The 20,051-nt window shown below is 74.7% G+C and carries 14 protein-coding genes; 9 read left to right on the top strand and 5 right to left on the bottom strand.

Going from position 1 to position 20,051, the window contains the following annotated elements:
- The first annotated feature begins 38 nt into the window (after positions 1-38).
- The gene (locus V6U77_RS14930) at positions 39-3,410 is read left to right on the top strand and encodes a S8 family serine peptidase (protein ID WP_334606915.1); all 3,372 of its coding nucleotides are present in this window, start codon (positions 39-41) and stop codon (positions 3,408-3,410) included.
- Between the two features lie 51 nt (positions 3,411-3,461).
- Here V6U77_RS14930 and dapD read toward each other — a convergent pair whose 3' ends face one another.
- Entirely contained in the window at positions 3,462-4,418 is a 957-nt protein-coding gene (dapD, locus tag V6U77_RS14935) for a 2,3,4,5-tetrahydropyridine-2,6-dicarboxylate N-succinyltransferase (RefSeq protein WP_334606916.1), read from the bottom strand.
- A 119-nt stretch (positions 4,419-4,537) separates the two neighbouring features.
- On the opposite strand from dapD, the gene dapE reads away from it, so the two are divergent.
- The gene (gene dapE, locus V6U77_RS14940; RefSeq protein ID WP_334606917.1) at positions 4,538-5,611 is read left to right on the top strand and encodes a succinyl-diaminopimelate desuccinylase; all 1,074 of its coding nucleotides are present in this window, start codon (positions 4,538-4,540) and stop codon (positions 5,609-5,611) included.
- Positions 5,612-5,716: 105 nt separating this feature from the next.
- Here the strand turns inward: dapE and V6U77_RS14945 are convergent, their stop codons facing one another.
- The gene (locus tag V6U77_RS14945) at positions 5,717-5,878 is read right to left on the bottom strand and encodes a hypothetical protein (protein ID WP_334606918.1); all 162 of its coding nucleotides are present in this window, start codon (positions 5,876-5,878) and stop codon (positions 5,717-5,719) included.
- A 262-nt stretch (positions 5,879-6,140) separates the two neighbouring features.
- On the opposite strand from V6U77_RS14945, the gene V6U77_RS14950 reads away from it, so the two are divergent.
- The 7 genes from V6U77_RS14950 (at position 6,141) to V6U77_RS14980 (ending at position 17,164) form a co-directional block, all read left to right on the top strand.
- The gene (locus V6U77_RS14950; RefSeq protein WP_334606919.1) at positions 6,141-7,001 is read left to right on the top strand and encodes a TIGR00730 family Rossman fold protein; all 861 of its coding nucleotides are present in this window, start codon (positions 6,141-6,143) and stop codon (positions 6,999-7,001) included.
- A 1-nt stretch (position 7,002) separates the two neighbouring features.
- The gene (locus tag V6U77_RS14955; protein WP_334606920.1) at positions 7,003-7,548 is read left to right on the top strand and encodes a TIGR00730 family Rossman fold protein; all 546 of its coding nucleotides are present in this window, start codon (positions 7,003-7,005) and stop codon (positions 7,546-7,548) included.
- Between the two features lie 186 nt (positions 7,549-7,734).
- Positions 7,735-11,253 carry an ATP-dependent helicase gene (locus V6U77_RS14960; RefSeq protein WP_334606921.1) on the top strand — a complete coding sequence of 1,173 codons (3,519 nt, stop codon included), beginning with the start codon at positions 7,735-7,737 and terminating at the stop codon, positions 11,251-11,253.
- A 104-nt stretch (positions 11,254-11,357) separates the two neighbouring features.
- Positions 11,358-14,834, top strand: a complete 3,477-nt coding sequence (locus tag V6U77_RS14965; RefSeq protein ID WP_334606922.1) for an ATP-dependent helicase — start codon at positions 11,358-11,360, stop codon at positions 14,832-14,834.
- A 205-nt stretch (positions 14,835-15,039) separates the two neighbouring features.
- Positions 15,040-15,243, top strand: coding sequence for a transcription antiterminator/RNA stability regulator CspE (gene cspE / locus V6U77_RS14970; protein WP_007464836.1), 204 nt, complete (start codon positions 15,040-15,042; stop codon positions 15,241-15,243).
- Positions 15,244-15,466: 223 nt separating this feature from the next.
- Positions 15,467-16,798 (top strand): DEAD/DEAH box helicase, encoded by a 1,332-nt coding sequence (locus V6U77_RS14975; RefSeq protein WP_334606923.1) that lies wholly within the window; start codon positions 15,467-15,469, stop codon positions 16,796-16,798.
- A 177-nt stretch (positions 16,799-16,975) separates the two neighbouring features.
- On the top strand, positions 16,976-17,164 hold the full coding sequence (locus tag V6U77_RS14980; RefSeq protein ID WP_334606924.1) for a hypothetical protein: 189 nt from the start codon (positions 16,976-16,978) through the stop codon (positions 17,162-17,164).
- Positions 17,165-17,328: 164 nt separating this feature from the next.
- Here the strand turns inward: V6U77_RS14980 and V6U77_RS14985 are convergent, their stop codons facing one another.
- Genes V6U77_RS14985 through V6U77_RS14995 form a run of 3 tightly spaced genes read right to left on the bottom strand, consistent with a single transcriptional unit; the run spans position 17,329 to position 20,040 of the window.
- Positions 17,329-18,213, bottom strand: a complete 885-nt coding sequence (locus V6U77_RS14985) for an ABC transporter permease (protein WP_334606925.1) — start codon at positions 18,211-18,213, stop codon at positions 17,329-17,331.
- Positions 18,203-18,982, bottom strand: a complete 780-nt coding sequence (locus tag V6U77_RS14990) for an ABC transporter ATP-binding protein (protein WP_334606926.1) — start codon at positions 18,980-18,982, stop codon at positions 18,203-18,205. Before V6U77_RS14990 ends, V6U77_RS14985 begins: the two co-directional genes overlap by 11 nt.
- Entirely contained in the window at positions 18,979-20,040 is a 1,062-nt protein-coding gene (locus V6U77_RS14995) for an ABC transporter substrate-binding protein (RefSeq protein WP_334606927.1), read from the bottom strand. The genes V6U77_RS14990 and V6U77_RS14995 overlap by 4 nt, the downstream gene beginning before the upstream one ends.
- Positions 20,041-20,051 lie beyond the last annotated feature (11 nt).

Genomic DNA, 20,051 nt, shown 5'->3' on the forward strand with positions numbered 1-20,051 from the left:
CTTTTTGCATACCCGGTATGCAACCCTAATGACTGTCAATGCGTATCTCCCTACAGGTAGTAACGCCCGACGAGGAGGATCCGTTGCAACGAAGTAGAAGACTGGTCGGTCTCGGTCTGGTGCTCGGCGTGGTGCTGGGCACTCCCGGCATGGCCGTGGCCCAGGCACCCGCCGATCCGGCCGCCCGCCCCGCCCCGACCGCGTCCCTCCCGGCGGCGGGCTCCGCCAGCCGCCCGGTCACCGTCACCCTGCTCACCGGCGACCGGGTGACCGTCACCGGCTCACGGGCCAGCGTGCGCCCCGCACCCGGGCGCGAGGACCTCCGCTTCCTGACCCGCCGCGACCGGGGTCACCTCTCCGTCGTGCCCGAGGACGCCCTGGCGGTGATCCGGGACGGTCGGGTCGACCGGCGGCTGTTCGACGTCACCGAACTGGTCGCCGCCGGCTACGACGACGCCCGGCGCGACGACCTGCCGCTGCTGATCACCGGCGGCTACGGCGCGGCCCGGCGCTCGGCCGTGCCCGCCGGGGTGACGGTCACCCGCGAACTGCCCGCCGTCGGCGGGCTCGCCGCCACGGCGAGCAAGCGGCGGGCCGCGCAGGTCTGGGCGGCGGTCACCGCCACCGACAGGAGGGTCGGCGCGGCAGGGGGTGCCGACCGGATCTGGCTCGACGGCCGACGACAGCTCACGCTCGACCACAGCGTGCCGCAGATCGGCGCCCCCGAGGCACACCGGGCCGGATACACCGGCCGGGGCGTGCGGGTCGCGGTGCTGGACACGGGGATCGACGCCACGCACCCGGACCTGACCGGTCGGGTGGCCCAGGTGCGCAACTTCACCGAGGAGTCCGCCCCGGGCGACGTGGTCGGGCACGGCACCCACGTCGCCTCCATCGTGGCCGGCAGCGGCGCCGCCTCCGGCGGGCGCCTCCAGGGCGTGGCCCCGGACGCGACGCTGCTCGACGGCAAGGTCTGCGAGACGTACGGCTGCACCGAGTCGGCGATCCTCGCCGGGATGCAGTGGGCCGCGGTCGAGCAGCGGGCCCACGTGATCAACCTCAGTCTCGGCGGCTTCGACACCCCGGAGGTGGACCCGCTGGAGGAGGCCGTCAACACGCTCACCGCGCAGACCGGCGCCCTCTTCGTGATCAGCGCGGGCAACTCCGGCCGGTTCTCGCCGGTCAGCTCGCCGAGCACCGCCGACGCCGCCCTCTCGGTGGGCGCCGTCGACCGCGACGACGATCTCGCCGACTTCTCCAGCCGTGGCCCCCGCACCGGTGACGACGCGCTCAAGCCCGACATCACCGCCCCCGGGGTGGAGATCGTGGCGGCGCGCAGCAAGGACGGGGCGATCGGCGACCCGGCCGGCAACGGGTACGTCTCGCTCTCGGGCACCTCGATGGCCGCTCCGCACGTCAGCGGCGCGGCGGCGCTGCTCGCCCAGCAGCACGCCGACTGGAAGGCCGACCGGCTCAAGGCCCTCCTGATGTCCTCGGCGAAGCCGAACCCCGAGCTGACCGCGTACGAGCAGGGGGCCGGGCGGGTCGACCTGGCCAGCGCGGTCCGCCAGACGGTGACCAGCGATCCGCCCAGCGTGTCGCTCGGGCGGGCACTCTGGCCGCACGGCGACGACACCCCGATCACCCGCACGGTGACCTGGCGCAACGACGGCGCGACCACGACCGACCTGGACCTGGCCGTGGAGGCGACCGGCCCGGACGGCAGGCCGGCCCCGGCCGGCATGTTCACCCTCGGCGCGAGCCGGATCGCCGTGCCGGGCGGCGGCACGGCGAGCGCCACCGTCACCGCCGACACCCGCGTCGACGGCCCGGACGGCCACTACACCGGCCGGATCGTCGCCCGCTCCGGCGGCACGGTCGTGGCCGTCACCCCGCTGGCCGTGCACCGGGAGGTGGAGAGCTACACGGTGACCGCCCGGCACCTGAACCGCGCCGGCGCGGTCGCCGGCGAGCACAGCACCACGCTGGTCTCGCTGGACAAGCTCGACCCGTACGACCTGTACGACCCCGACGGCACCGCCGAGCTGCGGCTCCCCAAGGGCCGGTACGGGCTGGTCAGCTACGTGTACGACGTGGCCGGCGAGGAGGTCACCGCGCTCACCCAGATCGTCCAGCCGGAGCTGGTGGTCGCCGGGGACACGCGGATCACCCTCGACGCCCGTCGGGGCAGGCCGGTCCGGATGAGCGTCCCGCAGCGCTCGGCCACCCCGGCGCTCGTCGTCACCGAGGCGATCTTCCTCGCCGAGACGGGCAGCTACGCCTTCGGCCTGCTGGACTCCGACTTCGACGGCCTGCACACCCTCGGCCTCGGGCAACCGGCGTCCGGTGAGCGGTTCATCGCCACGGTCAGCAGCCAGTGGGCCGACCTCGAAGCGGCGAGCAGCCCCTACCTCTACGCCCTGAGCGAGGGCGTGCCGGGCCGGATGCCGACCGGCTTCGTCCGGCACTACCGGGCGAAGGACCTGGCCACGGTCACCCACCGGTTCAACGGCGGCAGCCCGGGGCTGGTCACCGACCGTCTGGTCTTCGCGCAGCGCGAGCCCGACGTCGGCGGCTGGGCGGTCGGCCTGCGTACCGCCACGCCGGGGCAGCGGGTCGAGCACTACAACACGCGGGGCGTGCGCTGGTACTCCGAGCTGGACTTCGGGGTGCCGACCGACGAGGGCTGGGCCGACCTCAAGGCGATCCTCTCCTCCGAGGCGCGCAGCCTGCGCCCCGGGCGGCACTACCGGGAGAGCTGGAACAGCGCGCCGTACGGGCCGTCGTTCCCGGTGGCGGGGATCATCCGGCAGGGCGACCGCATCGAGGTGGGCCTGCCGCTGCACAGCGACGCCGAGGGGCACGCGGGAGGCTCGCTCGCCGACACCGCCCGCACCGCCCTCTACCGCAACGGCGTGCTGGTCGGGGAGACGCCCGAGGGGGCGTACGGCGGGTTCGACGTGCCGCCGGGCGCGGCCGACTACCGGCTGGAGGTGCTGTCGAAGCGGAGCTTCACCGACCTCGCCACCGAGGTTGCCGCCACGTGGACGTTCCGGTCCCGGCACGTCGGCGGGGACGACCCGGCCGCGCTGCCGGCGTCGGCGATCCGGTTCGCGCCCCGGCTCGACCGGGACAACGCCGCCCCGGCGGGCCGGAGCTTCGCGATCCCGGTCCAGGTGCAGCGGCAGCCGGGCGCGCCCAGGGCGCGGATCGCCGCGCTGACGGTCGACGCCTCCTACGACGGCGGGAAGACCTGGCAGCGGGCCCGGGTCCGCGCCGGCGGGGACGGCTGGACGGCCACCGTGCACCACCCGGCCGGCACCGGACACGTCTCGCTGCGGGCCACCGCCCGGGACACCGCCGGCAACACGGTCACCCAGCGCGTCATCCAGGCGTACCGCCTGCGCTGAGGCGTACCCCCGCCGGGTCCGCGGCCGACCGCGGACCCGGCGGGGCGACCGTCAGTCGTTGGCGTGCAGCGCAGCGTTCAGCTCGATGCCCCGGCCGCTGCGCTGCTTCGCCTCCAGCGCGCCGGTGACCGAGTTGCGCCAGAACAGCAGGTTGTCCACCCCGGACAGCTCGCGGGCCTTGACCACCCGGCCGTCCGGCAGCGTGATCTTGGAGGCGGCCGTGATGTAGCAGCCGGCCTCCACCTTGCAGTCGTCGCCGAGCGAGATGCCCACGCCGGCGTTCGCGCCGATCAGGCTGCGCTCGCCGATGCGGACCCTGTCGGTGCCGCCGCCTGAGAGGGTGCCCATGATCGAGGCGCCGCCGCCGACGTCGGAGCCGTCGCCGACCACCACGCCCTGCACGATGCGCCCCTCGACCATGGAGGTGCCGAGCGTGCCGGCGTTGAAGTTGCAGAAGCCCTCGTGCATGACCGTGGTGCCGGCCGCCAGGTGCGCGCCGAGGCGCACCCGGTCCGCGTCGGCGATCCGCACGCCCGACGGCACCACGTAGTCGGTCATCCGGGGGAACTTGTCCACCCCGTACACGGCCAGGTGGCGGCCGGCGGCCCGCTCGATGACCCGCAGCTCGTCGACCCGCTCCGGGGGGCACGGCCCGGCGGATGTCCAGGCCACGTTGGCCAGCTTGCCGAAGATGCCGTCGAGGTTGAGCTCGTTGGGTAGCACCAGGCGGTGGGAGAGCAGGTGCAGCCGCAGGTACGCGTCGGCGGCGTCGGCGATCGGGTCGTCCAGCGAGCCGATCACGGTGACCACCTGGACGGTACGCAGCCCGGGCAGCGCCCGGTCGCCGACCGCTCCCGGCGGCAGGTCCAGCACGTCCGCCTCGTCCTCGCCGGCGACCAGCGGCAGCTTGCCGAGGCCCAGCTTGCCGGTCGGGTACCAGGTGTCGAGCACCTGGCCGTCAGCGGTCACGGTGGCCAGGCCGATGCCCCAGGCGGATTCGGACGTCACTGATTCACCTCTCGATTCGTGCTGCGGACCGGCGAGCCCTCCGCGCCCCGCGTCCCGCGCGGGCCGCCCGGGAACGCTCGCCCCGCGCGCTCGCCAGAACTGACGGTACCGTGCGAACCATGGAGAACCCGCTGACCCCCGAGGTCCTGGCCGATCCGGTGGCGCTGACCCGCGCGCTGGTCGACATGGAGTCCGTGTCCCTCAACGAGAAGGCGATCGCCGACTGTGTGGAGCAGGTGCTGCGGGGCGTACCGCACCTGAGCACGTACCGGCACGGCAACACGGTGATGGCCCGGACCGACCTGGGCCGCGACCAGCGGGTGGTGCTCGCCGGTCACCTGGACACGGTGCCGCTGAACAACAACTTCCCGTCGACCACGCGCGGCGACCTGATGTACGGCTGCGGCACCTCCGACATGAAGTCCGGGGTGGCGTACGCGTTGCACCTGGCGGTGCACCTGCCGGACCCGCGCTACGACGTGACGTACTTCTTCTACGAGGCTGAGGAGATCGAGCAGAAGTACAACGGCCTCTTCCTGGTCGCCGAGGCGTACCCGCAGTGGCTGGAGGCGGACTTCGCGCTGCTGCTGGAGCCGACGCACGGCATCGTCGAGGCCGGCTGCCAGGGCACCATGCGCTCGGTCGTGACCACCACCGGCGTACGCGCCCACTCGGCCCGCTCCTGGCACGGGGTGAACGCGATCCACGCGGCCGGCGAGGTGCTCGACCGGCTGGCCGCCTACGAGGCGCGCCGGGTCACCATCGACGGCTGCGACTACCGGGAGGGCATGAACGCGGTCCGCATCCACGGCGGCGTGGCCGGCAACGTGGTGCCCGACCGGTGCGAGGTCGAGGTCAACTACCGGTTCGCGCCGGACCGGACCCCGGCCGAGGCCGAGGCGCACCTGCGCGAGGTCTTCGCCGGCTTCGAGGTGCGGGTCACGGATGCGGCGGCCGGCGCTGCGCCCGGGCTGGAGGCGGCACCCGCCCAGGAGTTCCTCGCGGCGGTCGGTGCCGCGCCGATCGGCAAGCTGGGCTGGACGGACGTGGCCCGGTTCGCCGCGATGGGCATCCCGGCGCTGAACTTCGGCCCGGGCGACCCGAACCTGGCCCACCACCCCGACGAGCACGTCGAGATCAGCAAGATCATCGAGGGCGCCGCCACGCTGCGCCGCTGGCTCGCCTCCGCCTGACGGGCCGGCGACTCCCCGGCTGCACACCCGGGGCGGAGCGCCCCACGCAGGAACGGAGGGTCCGCGTCGTTCGACGCGGACCCTCCGTGCACGTGTGCCTGCGGCTCAGACGGTGGTGGACGCGTCGGCGGCGGGCCGGGCGTCGGTCTGACCGCCCTGGTCGGTGGACGGTTCCATCAGGCGGGCGCGGCGGCGCTCGGCCACCACGTCGCGGATGCGGCGCTGCATCTGACGTCGGATCCGGATCATCTCGTTGTTGCTGATCACGCTGACTCCTCCCCCGAAGGCGCGCGCCGGGGCATACCCGGTATGTGAATAGTAAGACGTCCGGGCGACCGAATTAGTTGCCCAAGATCCGAAAAAAAGTTCCGCGACCGCCGCCGGACCCGTCTCCGCCGGCTGTCCGGCTCGTTGTCGCCCGCACTCCGAGGCCGCCCGGTCCGTCGCTGGCACCCGTCGTTCCCGGTCGGCGCAGGTCCGGCTCGTGGTGCCCGCACCTGGCGGGTGCCACTCCACTACGGTGGCTCCCATGGGTCAGAGCAACGGGCGGGAGGCCGGCCGCGAGCCGGGACAGGAGCGGCACCGGGGGGCCGTGACGCTGCGACGGCAGGCGATCACGAGCAGCACCGCCGATCAGCGCCTGCTCGATTCGCGGGGGCGCGGCGACTGGAAGACCAAGGACGCCTGGCGGGCGCTGCGCATCCTCTCCGAGTTCGTCGAGGGCTTCGACACCCTCGCCGACCTGCCCCCGGCGGTGAGCGTGTTCGGTTCCGCGCGCAGCCTTCCGGAGAGCCCGGAGTGCCAGCTGGCCGAGGCGCTGGGCGCGGCCCTGGCCCGGGCCGGCTACGCGGTGATCACCGGCGGTGGGCCGGGCGTGATGGAGGCGGCCAACCGGGGGGCCAGCGAGGCCGGCGGCCTGTCGGTCGGTCTCGGCATCGAACTCCCCTTCGAGCAGGGCCTCAACGACTGGGTCGACCTGGCCATCGACTTCCGCTACTTCTTCGCCCGCAAGACCATGTTCGTCAAGTACGCCCAGGCGTTCGTCGTGCTGCCCGGCGGGTTCGGCACCATGGACGAACTCTTCGAGGCGCTGACCCTGGTGCAGACGGGCAAGGTCACCCGGTTCCCCGTGGTGCTGATGGGCTCGGCCTACTGGAGCGGCCTGCTCGACTGGCTGCGGGACACGATGGCCACCGACGGCAAGATCGGCCCGGTCGACCTGGACCTCATTCGGGTGACCGACGACGTCGACGCGGCGGTCCGGCACATCGTGGAGGCCGAGGCCGCCCTCAACGTCGAGCAGGAAGCGGTCCGCGAGGAGGCCGTCGCCGTCGCCGCCGCCGACCAGCAGGCCGCCGCCGAGGCGGGCGACGAGAACCGGAAGCGCTGACGTGGCGGCGATCTGCGTGTTCTGCGCCTCCTCCCGTACGCTCGACCAGCGCTGGCTGGACCTCGCCGCCGAGACGGGCGCGGAGATCGCCCGGCGCGGGCACACCCTCGTCAGCGGCGGCGGGTGCGTCGGCATGATGGGGGCGCTGGCCGACGGGGCGCGCTCCGCGGGCGGCCGGACGGTCGGGGTGATTCCGCAGTCGCTGGTCGACCTGGAGGTCGCCGACCTGGCGTCGGACGAGTTGCTCGTCACCGACTCGATGGCCAGCCGAAAGACCCTCATGATCGACAAGTCGGACGCGTTCCTCACCCTGCCGGGCGGGCTCGGCACCCTCGACGAGCTCTTCGAGGTCTGGACGACCGCCACCCTGGCGCTGCATGCCAAGCCGATGGTGCTGGTCGACACCGACGGCTTCTACCGCCCGGTGCTGGACTGGCTGGGCGCGCTGGCCGACCAGGCGTTCCTCAAGCCGGCCGGCCTCGGCCTGCTCACCGTGGCCGACACGGTCCCCGCCGCCCTGGACGCCCTGGAGGTCCGCCTGACCTGACCCCGCCCCACCCCAGCCCGTCCCTCCTCCGTCCCTCCGCGTCGATCATGAGGTTGGCGGGGACGAAAGGGGTGATTCGCGCGGCCAGTCTCATGATCGACGCCGGCTCCAGCTGGGTGGTGCGTCCGGGGACGGCGGGCGGGGTGGCGGGGCGGGTGTGTCGTACGGGCATGGTGGGATGGACGGATGCAGGCGTACCGGCTGGTGCGCCGGCCCGTCGAGGCGGTCCGGGGGGACCACCGGCCCGACGGGTCGGCCCGGGGGGACGGTCGGTCCGTGGGGCCGACCGGTGGTGCGCGGCCGCCCGCCGAGCCGACCGGCGGCGACACGCGGCGGAGGGTGGTGCGCCTGGCCGACCCGCGCCAGGCCGAGATCGTGGCGCACACCGACGGCCCGATGCTGGTGCTCGGCGGCCCCGGCACGGGCAAGACGGCCACGCTGGTCGAGGCCGTCGCCGCCCGGGTGGCCGAGGGCGTCGACCCGGAGCGGATCCTGGTGCTCACCTTCGGCCGCCGGGGCGCCACCGCACTGCGCCAGCGGATCGAGGCCCGGGTCGCCGAGGACGGACACCGCGTGCTGCGCGAGCCGCTGGTGCGCACCCTCCCGGCCTACGCCTTCGGTCTGCTGCGCCGGGCCGCGGCCGAGCGCGGCGAGCCGTCCCCCCGGCTGCTCACCGGCCCGGAGCAGGATCTGATCATCCGCGAGCTGCTCGACGTGGTCGGCGAGGAACCCGACGACGACCCCGTGGGCTGGCCGGAGGACCTGCGCCCCGCGCTGCGCACCCGGGCCTTCGCGGCGCAGCTGCGCGACCTGCTGATGCGCGCCGCCGAGCGGGGCGTGGGCCCCGTCGAGCTGGCCCGGTTGGGCGAGAAGCTCGGCCGCGCCGACTGGCCGGCCGCCGCGCGCTTCCTGCGGGAATACGTTGCCGTGCTCGCCCTGCGTGACGTCAGCAACCGGGGCTCCGTGGCGTACGACCCGGCCGAGCTGGTCCGGGCCGCCACCGGGATGCTGCTCGACGACCCCGACCTGCTCGCGGCCGAGCGCCGCCGGCTCGCCCACGTCTACGTCGACGAGCTGGCCGACACCGACCCGGCCCAGCAGGACCTGCTCGCGACGGTGGCCGGGGGCGGCAAGCCGCTGGTCGCGTTCGCCGACCCGGATTCCTCCACGTACGCGTTCCGGGGCGCCGACCCGGCCGGGGTGGCGACGTTCCCGCACCGCTTCCGCACCGCCTCGGGGGCACCCGCGGCGCAGGTGGTGCTCGCCACCTCCTACCGGGCCGGCGCCCGGCTGCTCGCCGCGTCCGGCCGGCTGGCGCGGCGGCTGCGTGGCCCGGCGGCGCACCGCCGGCTGCACCCGCTGCCCGACGCGCCGCCCGGCGCGGTCGAGATACGAACCTTCCGCTCGGCCACCAGCGAGGCGGCCTGGCTGGCGCACGCGTTGCGCGAGGCGCACCTGCTCGGCGGCGTGCCCTGGTCGGAGATGGCCGTGCTGGTGCGCTCCACCGGGCGGCAGCTGCCGTCGCTGCAACGCGCCCTGCACGCCGCCGGGGTGCCCACCGTCGTGCACGGCGAGGACCTGCCGCTGCACCTGCAACCGGCGGTCGCGCCGCTGCTGCTCCTGCTGCGCTGCGCCCTGGAACCCGAGCGGCTCGACGAGGAGGCCGCCGTCGCCCTGCTGCACTCGCCGCTCGGCGGCGCCGATCCGCTGGCGGAGCGGCGCCTGCGGCAGGGGCTGCGGGCCCTGGCGCTGGCCGGCGGCGACCGCCGCCCCTCCGGGGAGCTGATCGTGGAGGCGCTGCGCGATCCGGCGGAGCTGGCCGGCATCGAGCGGCACTGGGCGGAGCCGGCGCAGACGGTCGCCGGCCTGCTGGCCGTCGCCCGCGAGGCCGCCGCTCGGGCCGGCGCCACGGCGGAGGACGTGCTCTGGGCGGTCTGGCGGGCCAGCGGGCTCGCGGAGCTGTGGTCGGCGGCGACCGGCCGCGGCCAGACGGTGTCCGGCGAGGGCGACGTCGCACGACGCCGTCGCGCCGAGGCGGCCGACCGTGACCTCGACGCCGTGATGGTGCTCTTCGACGCGGCGGCCCGGTTCACCGACCGGCTGCCCGGCGCGCGTACGGAGGTCTTCCTCGACCACGTCCTCGGCCAGGACCTGCCGGCCGACACCCTCGCCCCGACCGCCGACCGGGGGGACGCGGTGCGGCTGCTCACCGCCCACGCCGCGAAGGGCCTCGAGTGGGACCTCGTGGCGGTCGCCGGGGTGCAGGAGGGCGTCTGGCCCGACCTGCGGCTACGCGGCAGCCTGCTCGGCTCGGAGCGCCTGGTCGACGTGCTGGCCGGCAGGACGGCCGGGGCCGGCCGGGTGGCCGCCCTGGTCGGGCAGACCTCGGCGCTGCTCGACGAGGAGCGCCGGCTGTTCCACGTCGCGGTGACCCGGGCCCGGCGACGGCTGCTGGTCAGCGCGGTCGCCTCCGCTGCGGTGGGCGGCGACGACCACGAGGAACAGCCGAGCCGGTTCCTCTACGAGCTGGGCCCGACCGACCCGCCCACCGACCCGCCCGCGCCCACCGACCCGACCGGTCCGACCGACTCGACCGACTCGACCGACCCGACCGGTCCGACCGCGCCCATCGGTCCGGGCGACGGCGCTCCCGTGGATGCCGACGAGGAACCGGACCGGCCGGGCGCGTTGCCGGTGAGCCGCCCACCCCGGGCGCTGACCCTGCCGGCGCTGGTGGCGGAGCTGCGTACCGCGGTCAGCGACCCCGACGCGCCCTACGCCCGGCGGCAGGCGGCGGCGGTCGAGCTGGCCCGGCTCGCCGCCGCCGGGGTGGCCGGTGCCCACCCGGACGACTGGTGGGGGCTGCGGCAGCTTTCCGACGACCGCCCGCTCGTCGACGAGGGGGCACCCGTCCGGGTCACCCCGTCGGCGATGGAGAGCGCGCTGCGGTGCAGCCTGCGCTGGCTGCTGGAGCGGCACGGTGGCAGCCCGCCCGCCAGCGCCGCGCAGGGGGTCGGCAACCTCGTGCACGCCGCCGCGATGCTCGCCGAGGACGCCAGCGCCGACCGGGGCGCGCTGCTGGACTACGTCGCCGCCCGGTTCGACGCCATCGAGCTGGCGGCCCGCTGGATGGTCGGGCCGGAGCGTAGCCGCGCCGAGGAGATGGTGGACAAGCTGCTGCGCTGGCTGGCCGCGAACCCGCGCCGGCTGCTCGCCATCGAGCACGAGTTCGCGGTGCGCCTCGACGACCCGCAGCGCCCGGTCGAGCTGGTCGGTCGGGTGGACCGGCTGGAGGTCGACGAGGACGGCCGGCTGGTCGTGATCGACCTGAAGACCGGCAAGTCCACCGCCGTCACGGCCAACGACCTGCCCGAGCACCCTCAGCTCGGCGCCTACCAGGCGGCAGTGGAGGCGGGCGCCTTCGTCGACTTCGGCGAGGAGTCCGGGGGAGCGGCCCTGGTGCAGCTCGGCACCGGCGCGAAGGACGCGAAGGAGCAGAACCAGCCGCCGGCCGGGGAGGGCCCGGAGGCCGGCTGGGCGACGGCGCTGGTGCGGCGCACCGCCGATACGATGGCCGCCGCCACCTTCGCCGCTGTCGCCAACTCCAAGTGCCGGGTCTGCCCGGTGCGGACGAGCTGCCCGGTCTCCGGGCAGGGCCGCCAGGTGGTCGAGCCGCCGATTACCCGCCGACCGGAGGCACCGTGAGCGCGAGGAGTGAGCTTGCGAGCCCCGCAGTCGCGAGCCAGGGCGGCACCGTGAGCGCGAGGAGTGAGCGTGCGAGCCCCGCAGTCGCGAACTGAGGCAGTGCGGTGACGCAGCCCGCCCTGTTCAGCAGCGCGGCCCCGGTGCCCCGGGTCGCCGACGCCGGCCCCCGGTACACCCCGGTGGAGCTGGCGAAGCTGCTGCGGTTGCCCGCGCCGACCCGGGAACAGGCGGCGATCATCGCCGCCCCCGTCGAGCCGCTGCTGGTGGTCGCGGGCGCCGGGTCCGGCAAGACCGAGACGATGGCCGCCCGGGTGGTCTGGCTGGTCGCCAACTCGTACGTGCGCCCGGAGCAGGTGCTGGGGCTCACCTTCACCCGCAAGGCCGCCGGGGAGTTGGCGCACCGGGTGCGTACCCGGCTGGACCAGTTGGTGCGCCGGCTCGGGCGGCGGGGGCGCGACCCGCTCGACGACCCGCTGGCCGGGGAGCCGACGGTCTCCACCTACCACTCGTACGCCGGCCGGATCGTCACCGAGCACGGGCTGCGGGCCGGCTACGAGCCGTCGACCCGGCTGCTCACCGAGGCGTCCCGCTGGCAGCTCGTCGACCTGCTGGTGCGCAACTACGACGGCGACATGTCCGGGGTGGACCGGATGCCGAGCACGGTCACCGACGCGGTGCTGGCGCTCGCCGGCGAGCTGGACGAGCACCTGGTCGACCCGGACGCGCTGGCCGCGTGGACGGGCCGCTTCTTCGCCGAGGTGCAGGCGCGCCCCGGCCGGGTCTACGCCGACGTGCGAAAGGCGCTGCAACTGCAGCAGACCCGGCTGAAGCTGCTCCCGCTGGTCCGCGCGTACGCCCGGCGCAAGGAGGACTTCGAGGCGATGGACTTCGCCGACCAGCTCGCCCGGGCGGCGCGGGTGGCCCGGGAACACCCGGGCGTCGGCGAGATCGAGCGGGATCGCTTCCGGGTGGTGCTGCTCGACGAGTACCAGGACACCAGCCACGCCCAGGTGGTGCTGCTCAACGCGCTCTTCGGCGGCGGGCACCCGGTGACGGCGGTCGGCGACCCGTGCCAGTCGATCTACGGTTGGCGGGGGGCGAGCGCCGGCACCCTGGACCGCTTCCAGACGGAGTTCGCCCGTGGCGACGGCACGCCGGCCGAGGTGCTGAGCCTCACCACGAGCTGGCGCAACCGGCCCGAGATCCTGGGCGTCGCCAACGCCCTGGCCACCCCGCTGCGGGCCGCCGGTGCCCGGGTGCCGGAGCTGCACGCGGCGATGAGCGTCAGGGAACCGGTCCCGCACCGCAGCGCCCGCGGCGCCGCCGGCGGCACCGTCCACTGCGCCCTGCTGCGGACGTACGCCGACGAGGCCGACTGGATCGCCGACAGCGTGCTGCACGCCTGGCGGGGCGCGGCGGGAATGCCCGGCGTGCTGCCCGAGCACATCCCGGTGGCGCAGCGGCCCACGACCGCCGTGCTCGTGCGGCTGCGCAGCCAGATCCCGGCGATCGAGTCGGCACTGCGCGACCGCGGCCTGCCGGTCGAGGTGGTCGGCCTGGGCGGTCTGCTGGACACCCCCGAGGTGCGCGACGTGGTGTGCACGCTGCGGGTGCTGGCCGATCCGACGGACGGGGCCGCGCTGCTGCGCCTGCTGACCGGCGCACGCTGGCGGATCGGCCCCCGCGACCTGGTGGCCCTGCACCGCCGGGCGAAGGCCATCGCGGCGGCGCGGCGCAGGCTGGCCGACGACGGCACCCCGGAGATCAGCCCGGACCTGCTCGACGAGGCGACGCTGGTCGAGGCGCTGGCCGACCTGGGCCCGGCACAGGCCTACTCGGCGGAGGGCTACGCGCGGCTGCGGGCGTACGCCCGGGAGCTGGGCCTGCTGCGCTACCGGCTGGACCAGTCCCTGCCGGAGCTGATCGCGGACATCGAGCGGACGATCGGCCTGGACGTGGAGGTGGCGGTGCGGGCGGGCCGGGACGGGGCCGGCGATGCCGGCCTGGCCCGGGGGCACCTGGACGCGCTCGGCGACGTGGCCGCCCGGTTCAGCGGGGAGACCCCGGGGGCCACCCTGTCGGGCTTCCTGGCCTACCTGGCCGCCGCCGAGGACGAGGAGCGCGGCCTCACCCCGGGCGAGGTGGAGGTGGTGGAGGGCGCGGTGCAGATCCTCACCGCGCACGCCGCGAAGGGCCTGGAGTGGGACGTGGTGGCGGTGGCCGGGCTGAGCCGGGGCGTCTGGCCGGGACCGGTGCGCAACTCCGACCACTGGCTGGGCGGGCTGGGCGTGCTGCCGTTCCCGCTGCGCGGTGACGCCGACGGGCTGCCGCAGCTGGGTCTGGCGGAGGCCGGGGACCAGCGGGCGGTGGCCCGGGCGGTCGAGAACTTCACCGACGCCTGGCGGGCGCACGACGAGCGGGAGGAGCGCCGGCTGGCGTACGTGGCGGTGACGCGGCCCCGCCGGTTGCTGCTCTGCTCGGGCTACTGGTGGGGCGAGGGCACGAAACGGCCGCGCGGCCCGTCGGTGCTGCTGCGGGAGGTGCACGACGCCTGCCTGGACGCCGGCGCGGGGCACCTGGTCGACGAGTGGGCGCCGGAGCCGCCGGGCGACGCCGTCAACCCGACGACCGAGGTGGTGCTGCGTGCCGAGTGGCCGGCCGATCCGCTGGGCGCCCGCCGGCCGGCGCTGGCCGAGGCGGCCGCCCTGGTCCGCCGCTTCCTCGCCGACGGCGACGGGGCCGGGCGACCGCCGGCTGACGGCGACACGGCCGGGCGACCGCCGGCTGACGGCGACACGGCCGGGCGACCGCCGGCCGACGGCGACGGCACCGCCGGCGAGGGCCTGGACGGGCCGGCCGACGACGCGGACGTGGTGCGGTGGCGGCGGGAGGCCGACCTGCTGCTCGCCGAGCGGGCCGAGTTGACCCGGCAGTCCGGCGCGGTCGAGGTGGCCCTGCCCGGCCACCTGTCGGTGACCCAGCTGGTGGCGCTGCGCCGGGATCCGGTGGCGCTGGCCCGCGCGCTGCGCCGCCCGGTGCCCACCGAGCCCAATCCGTACGCCCGCCGGGGCACCGCCTTCCACACCTGGCTGGAGCAGCGGTTCGGCGCCGACCGGCTGCTCGACCTTGACGAGCTGCCGGGCGCGGCCGACGCGGACGCCGCGCCGGACGAGGCGCTGGCCGAACTCCAGGAACGCTTCCTGACCAGCGAGTGGGCCGACCGGGTGCCGGTCGAGGTCGAGGTGCCCTTCGCCACGGTGATCGCCGGAGTGGTGGTCCGGGGGCGGATGGACGCCGTCTTCGCCCGTCCGGGCGGGCGGTTCGACGTGGTGGACTGGAAGACCGGCCGGCAGCCCGTCGGCGCCGCCGCCGACGTGGCCGCCGTGCAGCTCGCGGTCTACCGGCTGGCCTGGGCGGAGCTGGCCGGGGTGCCGGTGGAGCGGGTGGGGGCCGCGTTCCACTACGTGCGGGACGGGGTGACGGTGCGCCCGGCGGACCTGCTCGACGGCGACGGCCTGACCGCGCTGATCGCCTCCGTACCGGAAATTCCGGCAGACGGTGGCGCGGAGCCGAATCCGTGATAGGTTGGTCGCGTTGCAGTTATGGTTCCCAGAGACTCTGTGTGCGCCTGGAGGATTGTGGCCCAGGCGCTCTTTGTTGTGTCCGGAGTTCTCCGGGCGGGGCGACCAGAAGCGACAAGCGAGCCAGGCAGTTCCGCGTGGCGCGCTCCTCTTCGAGCCCGCAACAAGTGCGGGTTCGACGTTCCGTCAAGGAGACGAAACAAAAATGGCTATTGGCACCGTCAAGTGGTTCAACGCTGACAAGGGCTTCGGCTTCATCACCCCGGACGGCGGCGGCGCCGACGTCTTCGCCCACTTCTCGGCGATCCAGTCCTCCGGCTACCGGAGCCTGGACGAGAACCAGCGGGTCGAGTTCGAGGTGACCCAGGGCCAGAAGGGCCCGCAGGCGGAGAACATCCGCCCGCTCTGATCTTCGGATCTTCCAGGTAACACCCACCGCGCCCTCCGGGCGTCGGTGACGGGACCGGTCCGCCGCCCCGTCGACCTGCGTGAGCAGGCGGCGAACGGCGGCGGGCCGGGGCCCGTACCCCTTTCGGTTCGTGCTTGTGAGTCACCCGCGGCCTGCTCCGCCGGTGACAGCGCCGTCTCCGGCGCCCTCCCTCGACACGTGCCGCGTCGAGGAAGGCTTCCGCTTGACCACCGTCGTACCCTCGTTCGCCCTTACCGGGCTGGCTCCGGCGCTTCTCGCCGAGTTGACCGCCCAGGGCATCACCGAGCCGTTCCCGATCCAGTCGGCGACCCTGCCGGACTCGCTCGCCGGCCGCGACGTGCTCGGCCGCGGCCGCACCGGCTCCGGCAAGACGCTCGCCTTCGGGCTTCCCCTGCTGTCCCGCATCGCCGGCCGTCGGGCCCGCGCGGGCCGTCCGCTGGCCCTGGTGCTGGTGCCGACCCGTGAGCTGGCCCAGCAGGTCACCACCGCGCTCGACCCGTACGCCCGCGCCGTCGGGCTGCGCTGCGCCACCGTCGTCGGCGGGCTCTCGCTGCAACGCCAGGCCGACGCCCTGCGCGCCGGCGCCGAGCTGGTCGTGGCCACCCCCGGCCGGCTGCACGACCTGATCAACCGCGGTGACGCCCGGCTGGACCAGGTCGGCATCACCGTGCTCGACGAGGCCGACCAGATGGCCGACATGGGCTTCCTGCCGCAGGTCACCAAGCTGCTGGAGCAGGTCGCCCCGAACGGGCAGCGGATGCTCTTCTCGGCCACCCTCGACGGCGGCGTGGACCGCCTGGTGCGCCGCTTCCTCAGCAACCCGGTCTCGCACTCGGTGGACCCGGGCACCGCCACCGTGACTGCGATGACCCACCACGTGCTGCACGTCGACGCGGTGGACAAGCCGGCCGCGCTGACCTGGATCGCCGCCCGTGAGGGCCGCACCATCATGTTCATGGGCACCAAGCACCGCGCCGACCGGCTCGCCCGCCAGCTGCTCGCCAAGGGGGTACGCGCGGCCGCGCTGCATGGCGGCAAGTCGCAGCCGCAGCGCACCCGGATCCTGGAGCAGTTCCGCACCGGGCAGGTGACGGCGCTGGTCGCCACCGACGTGGCGGCCCGGGGCATCCACGTCGACGGGCTGGACATGGTGGTCAACGTGGATCCGCCCACCGAGGCGAAGGACTACCTGCACCGTGGCGGGCGTACCGCCCGGGCGGGGGAGTCCGGCACGGTGGTCACGCTGGTCCTGCCGGAGCAGCGCCGGGACGTGTCGCGGTTGATGTCCACCGCCGGTATCCGTCCCGAGTCCGTCCAGGTGCGTCCCGGCGACGAGGCCCTGGCCCGGGTCACCGGTGCCCGGGAACCGTCCGGCGTGCCGGTGACGATCGCGCCGCCCCCGCCGCAGGCGACCACCGCGGGTTCCGCCGGTGGCCGGTCGGGCGGTCGTGGCGGCGAGGGTGGTCGGGCTCCGCACCGCGCCTCGGGCCGGCCCCGTCGCTCGCGCCGTCCCCGCACCCCGCACGCCTCCTGACCGACCCTCTACTCCCTGCTCCTCAGCCGGCTCCGGGCACTCGTGCCCGGAGCCGGCTGAGTCTGGAATCAGCGGATGTTGCGTCCGATCGGTGACTGTTTCCGCCGCCGTGGGTGGTGGAAGCTGAGGGTGGGGGAAGATCCGGGCGCGGGACCGCCCGGCGGGGAGGGGTAGATCATGGGGGGCGACGCCAGCTCGGGCGCGGTGCGGGAACTGTTGCTGGTGCTCGCGGTGGCGCTGGCCGGGCTGCTGCTCGCCACGGTCGCGGTGTTCACGCCGTGGCACGCCACCCGGGAGGGGGCCGCGCCGGCCGCTCCCGTCGAGCTTCGCAGCCCGACGGAGCGGCCGGCGACCACCGCCGGCTGACCGTCGCCGGGCCCCACCTGCCCGCCGTCGGCCCGTCGGCGCGGGAACCGGTGCGCGGTCAGCGGGCGCGGGTGTCCCCGGCGCCGGCCGGGCGCGGTCGCGCGCCCAGCAGATCGGCGAGGGTGGTCCGGAGCGCGTAGTCGCTGCGTGCGGAGACGTACACGTCACTGACCCGCCTGGTCCAGCACACCCCAACGACGCCGGATGGCCTTGTCCGCCGCCCCGAACGCGGCGTCCACCGCGAGGCCCAGCACCAGGATCACGATCATGGTGGAGATCAGCCAGGGTGAGTCGGACAGTTCCCGCGAGTAGGTCAGCTGCGCGCCCAGCGACGTCTGCGAGATGCCGACCACGATCAGCTCGCCGGCCATCAGGCTGCGCCAGGAGAACGCCCAACCCTGCTTGAGACCGGCCACGATGGCCGGCAGCGCGGCGGGCGCGATGACGTACCGGTAGAGGTCCAGCCCCCGGGCGCCGAGGTTGCGGCCGGCCCGCAGCAGCAGCGGCGGCACGTAGTCGACGCCGGCGATGACGCCGTTGGCGATGGACGGCGCGGCGCCGAGCACCACCACGAAGAAGATCGCCTTCTCGCTCAGCTCGAACAGCAGGATCGCCAGCGGGAACCAGGCGATCGACGGCATGGTCTGCAACGCGGTGATCATCGAGCCGATCGCGGCCCGCAGGATCCGCGACCGGGCCACCGCGAGGCCGAGCAGCAGGCCGACGGCGACCGAGAAGAGGTAGCCGAGGGCCGCCCGGCGCAGGGTGGTGGCCAGCCCGTCCCAGAGCTGTACGCCGCTGACCTGCCGGAGCAGCTCCTGACCCACGGCCGCCGGGCCGGGCAGCGAGTACTCGGGCTTCCAACCGGTCCAGACCACGGCCTGCCAGGCGCCGAGGGCGAGGGCGAGGGCGGCGAGCTTCGGCCAGGTCGCCGCCCAGAGCCGGCTGGCCCGGCTGCGGCTCTTCTCCCGTCCGGCCAGCTCCAGGGCGTCCAACCCCGAGATCTCCGCGTCGGTGCGCAAGGCGGTGGCGAGGGTGTCACCGGCCATGGCGGCCCACCTCCGTACGCAGGCGGTCGGTGACCTCGGCGGCGATGGCGGCGACCTCGGGGGAGTCGATGCGGCGCGGCCGGGGCACGTCGACCGGGGTGGACCAGATGATCCGGCCGGGCCGGCTGGACAGCAGGACGATCCGGTCGGCGAGCCGGGCCGCCTCGCGGACGTTGTGCGTCACGAAGAGCACGGTGGGTCGCCGCTCGGTCCAGATCCGTTCCAGCTCGTCGTGCAGGATGTCGCGGGTCATGGCGTCGAGCGCGCCGAACGGCTCGTCCATCAGCAGCACCGGCGTGTCCAGGGCGAGGGTGCGGGCCAGCGCCACCCGCTGACGCATGCCGCCGGAGAGCTCGTGCGGGCGCTTGCGGCCGAAGTCGGCCAGGTGCACGGCCGACAGCAGTTCGGCGACCCGGTCCCGGCGGGCGGCCCGGGGCAGCCCGCGCAGCTTCAGCGGCACCTCGACGTTGCCCTCGACGGTCAGCCAGGGGAAGAGGGCCGGTTCCTGGAACATCAGGCCCGCCTCGACGCCCTCGTCGAGGGTGATCCGCCCGCCGCTCGGCCGGTCCAGGCCGGCGACCAGGTTGAGCAGGGTGCTCTTGCCGCAGCCGGAGGCCCCGACCAGGCAGACGAACTCGCCGGGCGTGACGTCGAGGGAGACCCCGTCCAGGGCGACGACGGCGTTCGCCCGGCGCCCGTACACCTTGGTGACGCCGTGCAGCGCGACCGAGCCGGTCGCGCTGCGGGGCGCCGTCGTGGTCGACGTCATGGCTGGCCGACTTCGGGTTTGCCCTGGCCCTTGAGCACCTCGTTGAGGTGGGTCAGGTCGTAGAGACCGTCGAGGCTGACCGGCTGGGTCAGCCCGACCGCGACGGCGTGGTCGAGGCCGGTCTTCAGCGACGAGGCGATCGGGTCGTTGGTGAACTCCAGGGTCGGCCAGGCCTGCTTGATCAGCTTGAGGTCGAGCGGCTTCCCGCTGATCTTCCCGATGTGGTCGGAGATGGCCTGGTGCGCCTCGTCGGGCCTGCCGTTGACGAACTCGTTCGCGGCGACCTGACCCTCGACCAGCTTCTTCACCACGTCGGGGTGGGCCTTGAGAAACCTGGTGCTGACGATCAGGTTGGTGATCACGAACTTCCGGTCCGGCCAGAGGTCGCGCTCGTCGACGAGCACCTTGCCCCCGGCGTTGACCAGCCGGGACACGAACGGCTCGGGCACCCAGGCGCCGTCGATGGCCCCGCTGTTGAACGTCTCCACCGTCTGGGCGTTCTCCTGCGGAATGATCTTGACGTCGCCGCCACCCTCCTTGGTGGTCGTGAGGCCCTTCTCCTTGAGCCAGTGGCGGATGGCCACGTCCTGGGTGTTGCCCAGCTGCGGGGTGGCGATCTTCCGGCCCCGGAGCTGCTCCACCGAGGTGATCTCGGGCTTGACGACGAGGGCGACGCCGCCGGAGGCCGCGCCCGAGACGACCCGGACGGCCTCGCCCTTGGACTTCGAGAAGGCGTTCACGGTCGGGTTCGGACCGATGTACGTGGCGTCGAGCGCGCCGGAGAAGATCGCCTCGATGGCGGCGGGGCCGGCGTTGAAGGTCTTCGTCTCCAGCTTGACGTCGCCGCCGAGCTTCCCGGCGAAGATGCCCTTCTCCACCCCGACCACCGCCGGCGCGTGGGTGATGTTGGGGAAGTAGCCGAGCCGCAGCGTCGTCGGGCCGGAGCCGCCGCCCGCGCCCTCGCTGTCGTCGCCGCAGGCGGCGGCGCCCAGGGCCGCCACGCCGACGACGGCGAGGGTGGTCAGGGAGACCCACCGCCGCATGGGGAGACGTCTCATCGTCCATCCAA

The sequence above is a fragment of the Micromonospora sp. CPCC 205546 genome, from assembly GCF_036902715.1.
GTDB lineage: Bacteria > Actinomycetota > Actinomycetes > Mycobacteriales > Micromonosporaceae > Micromonospora.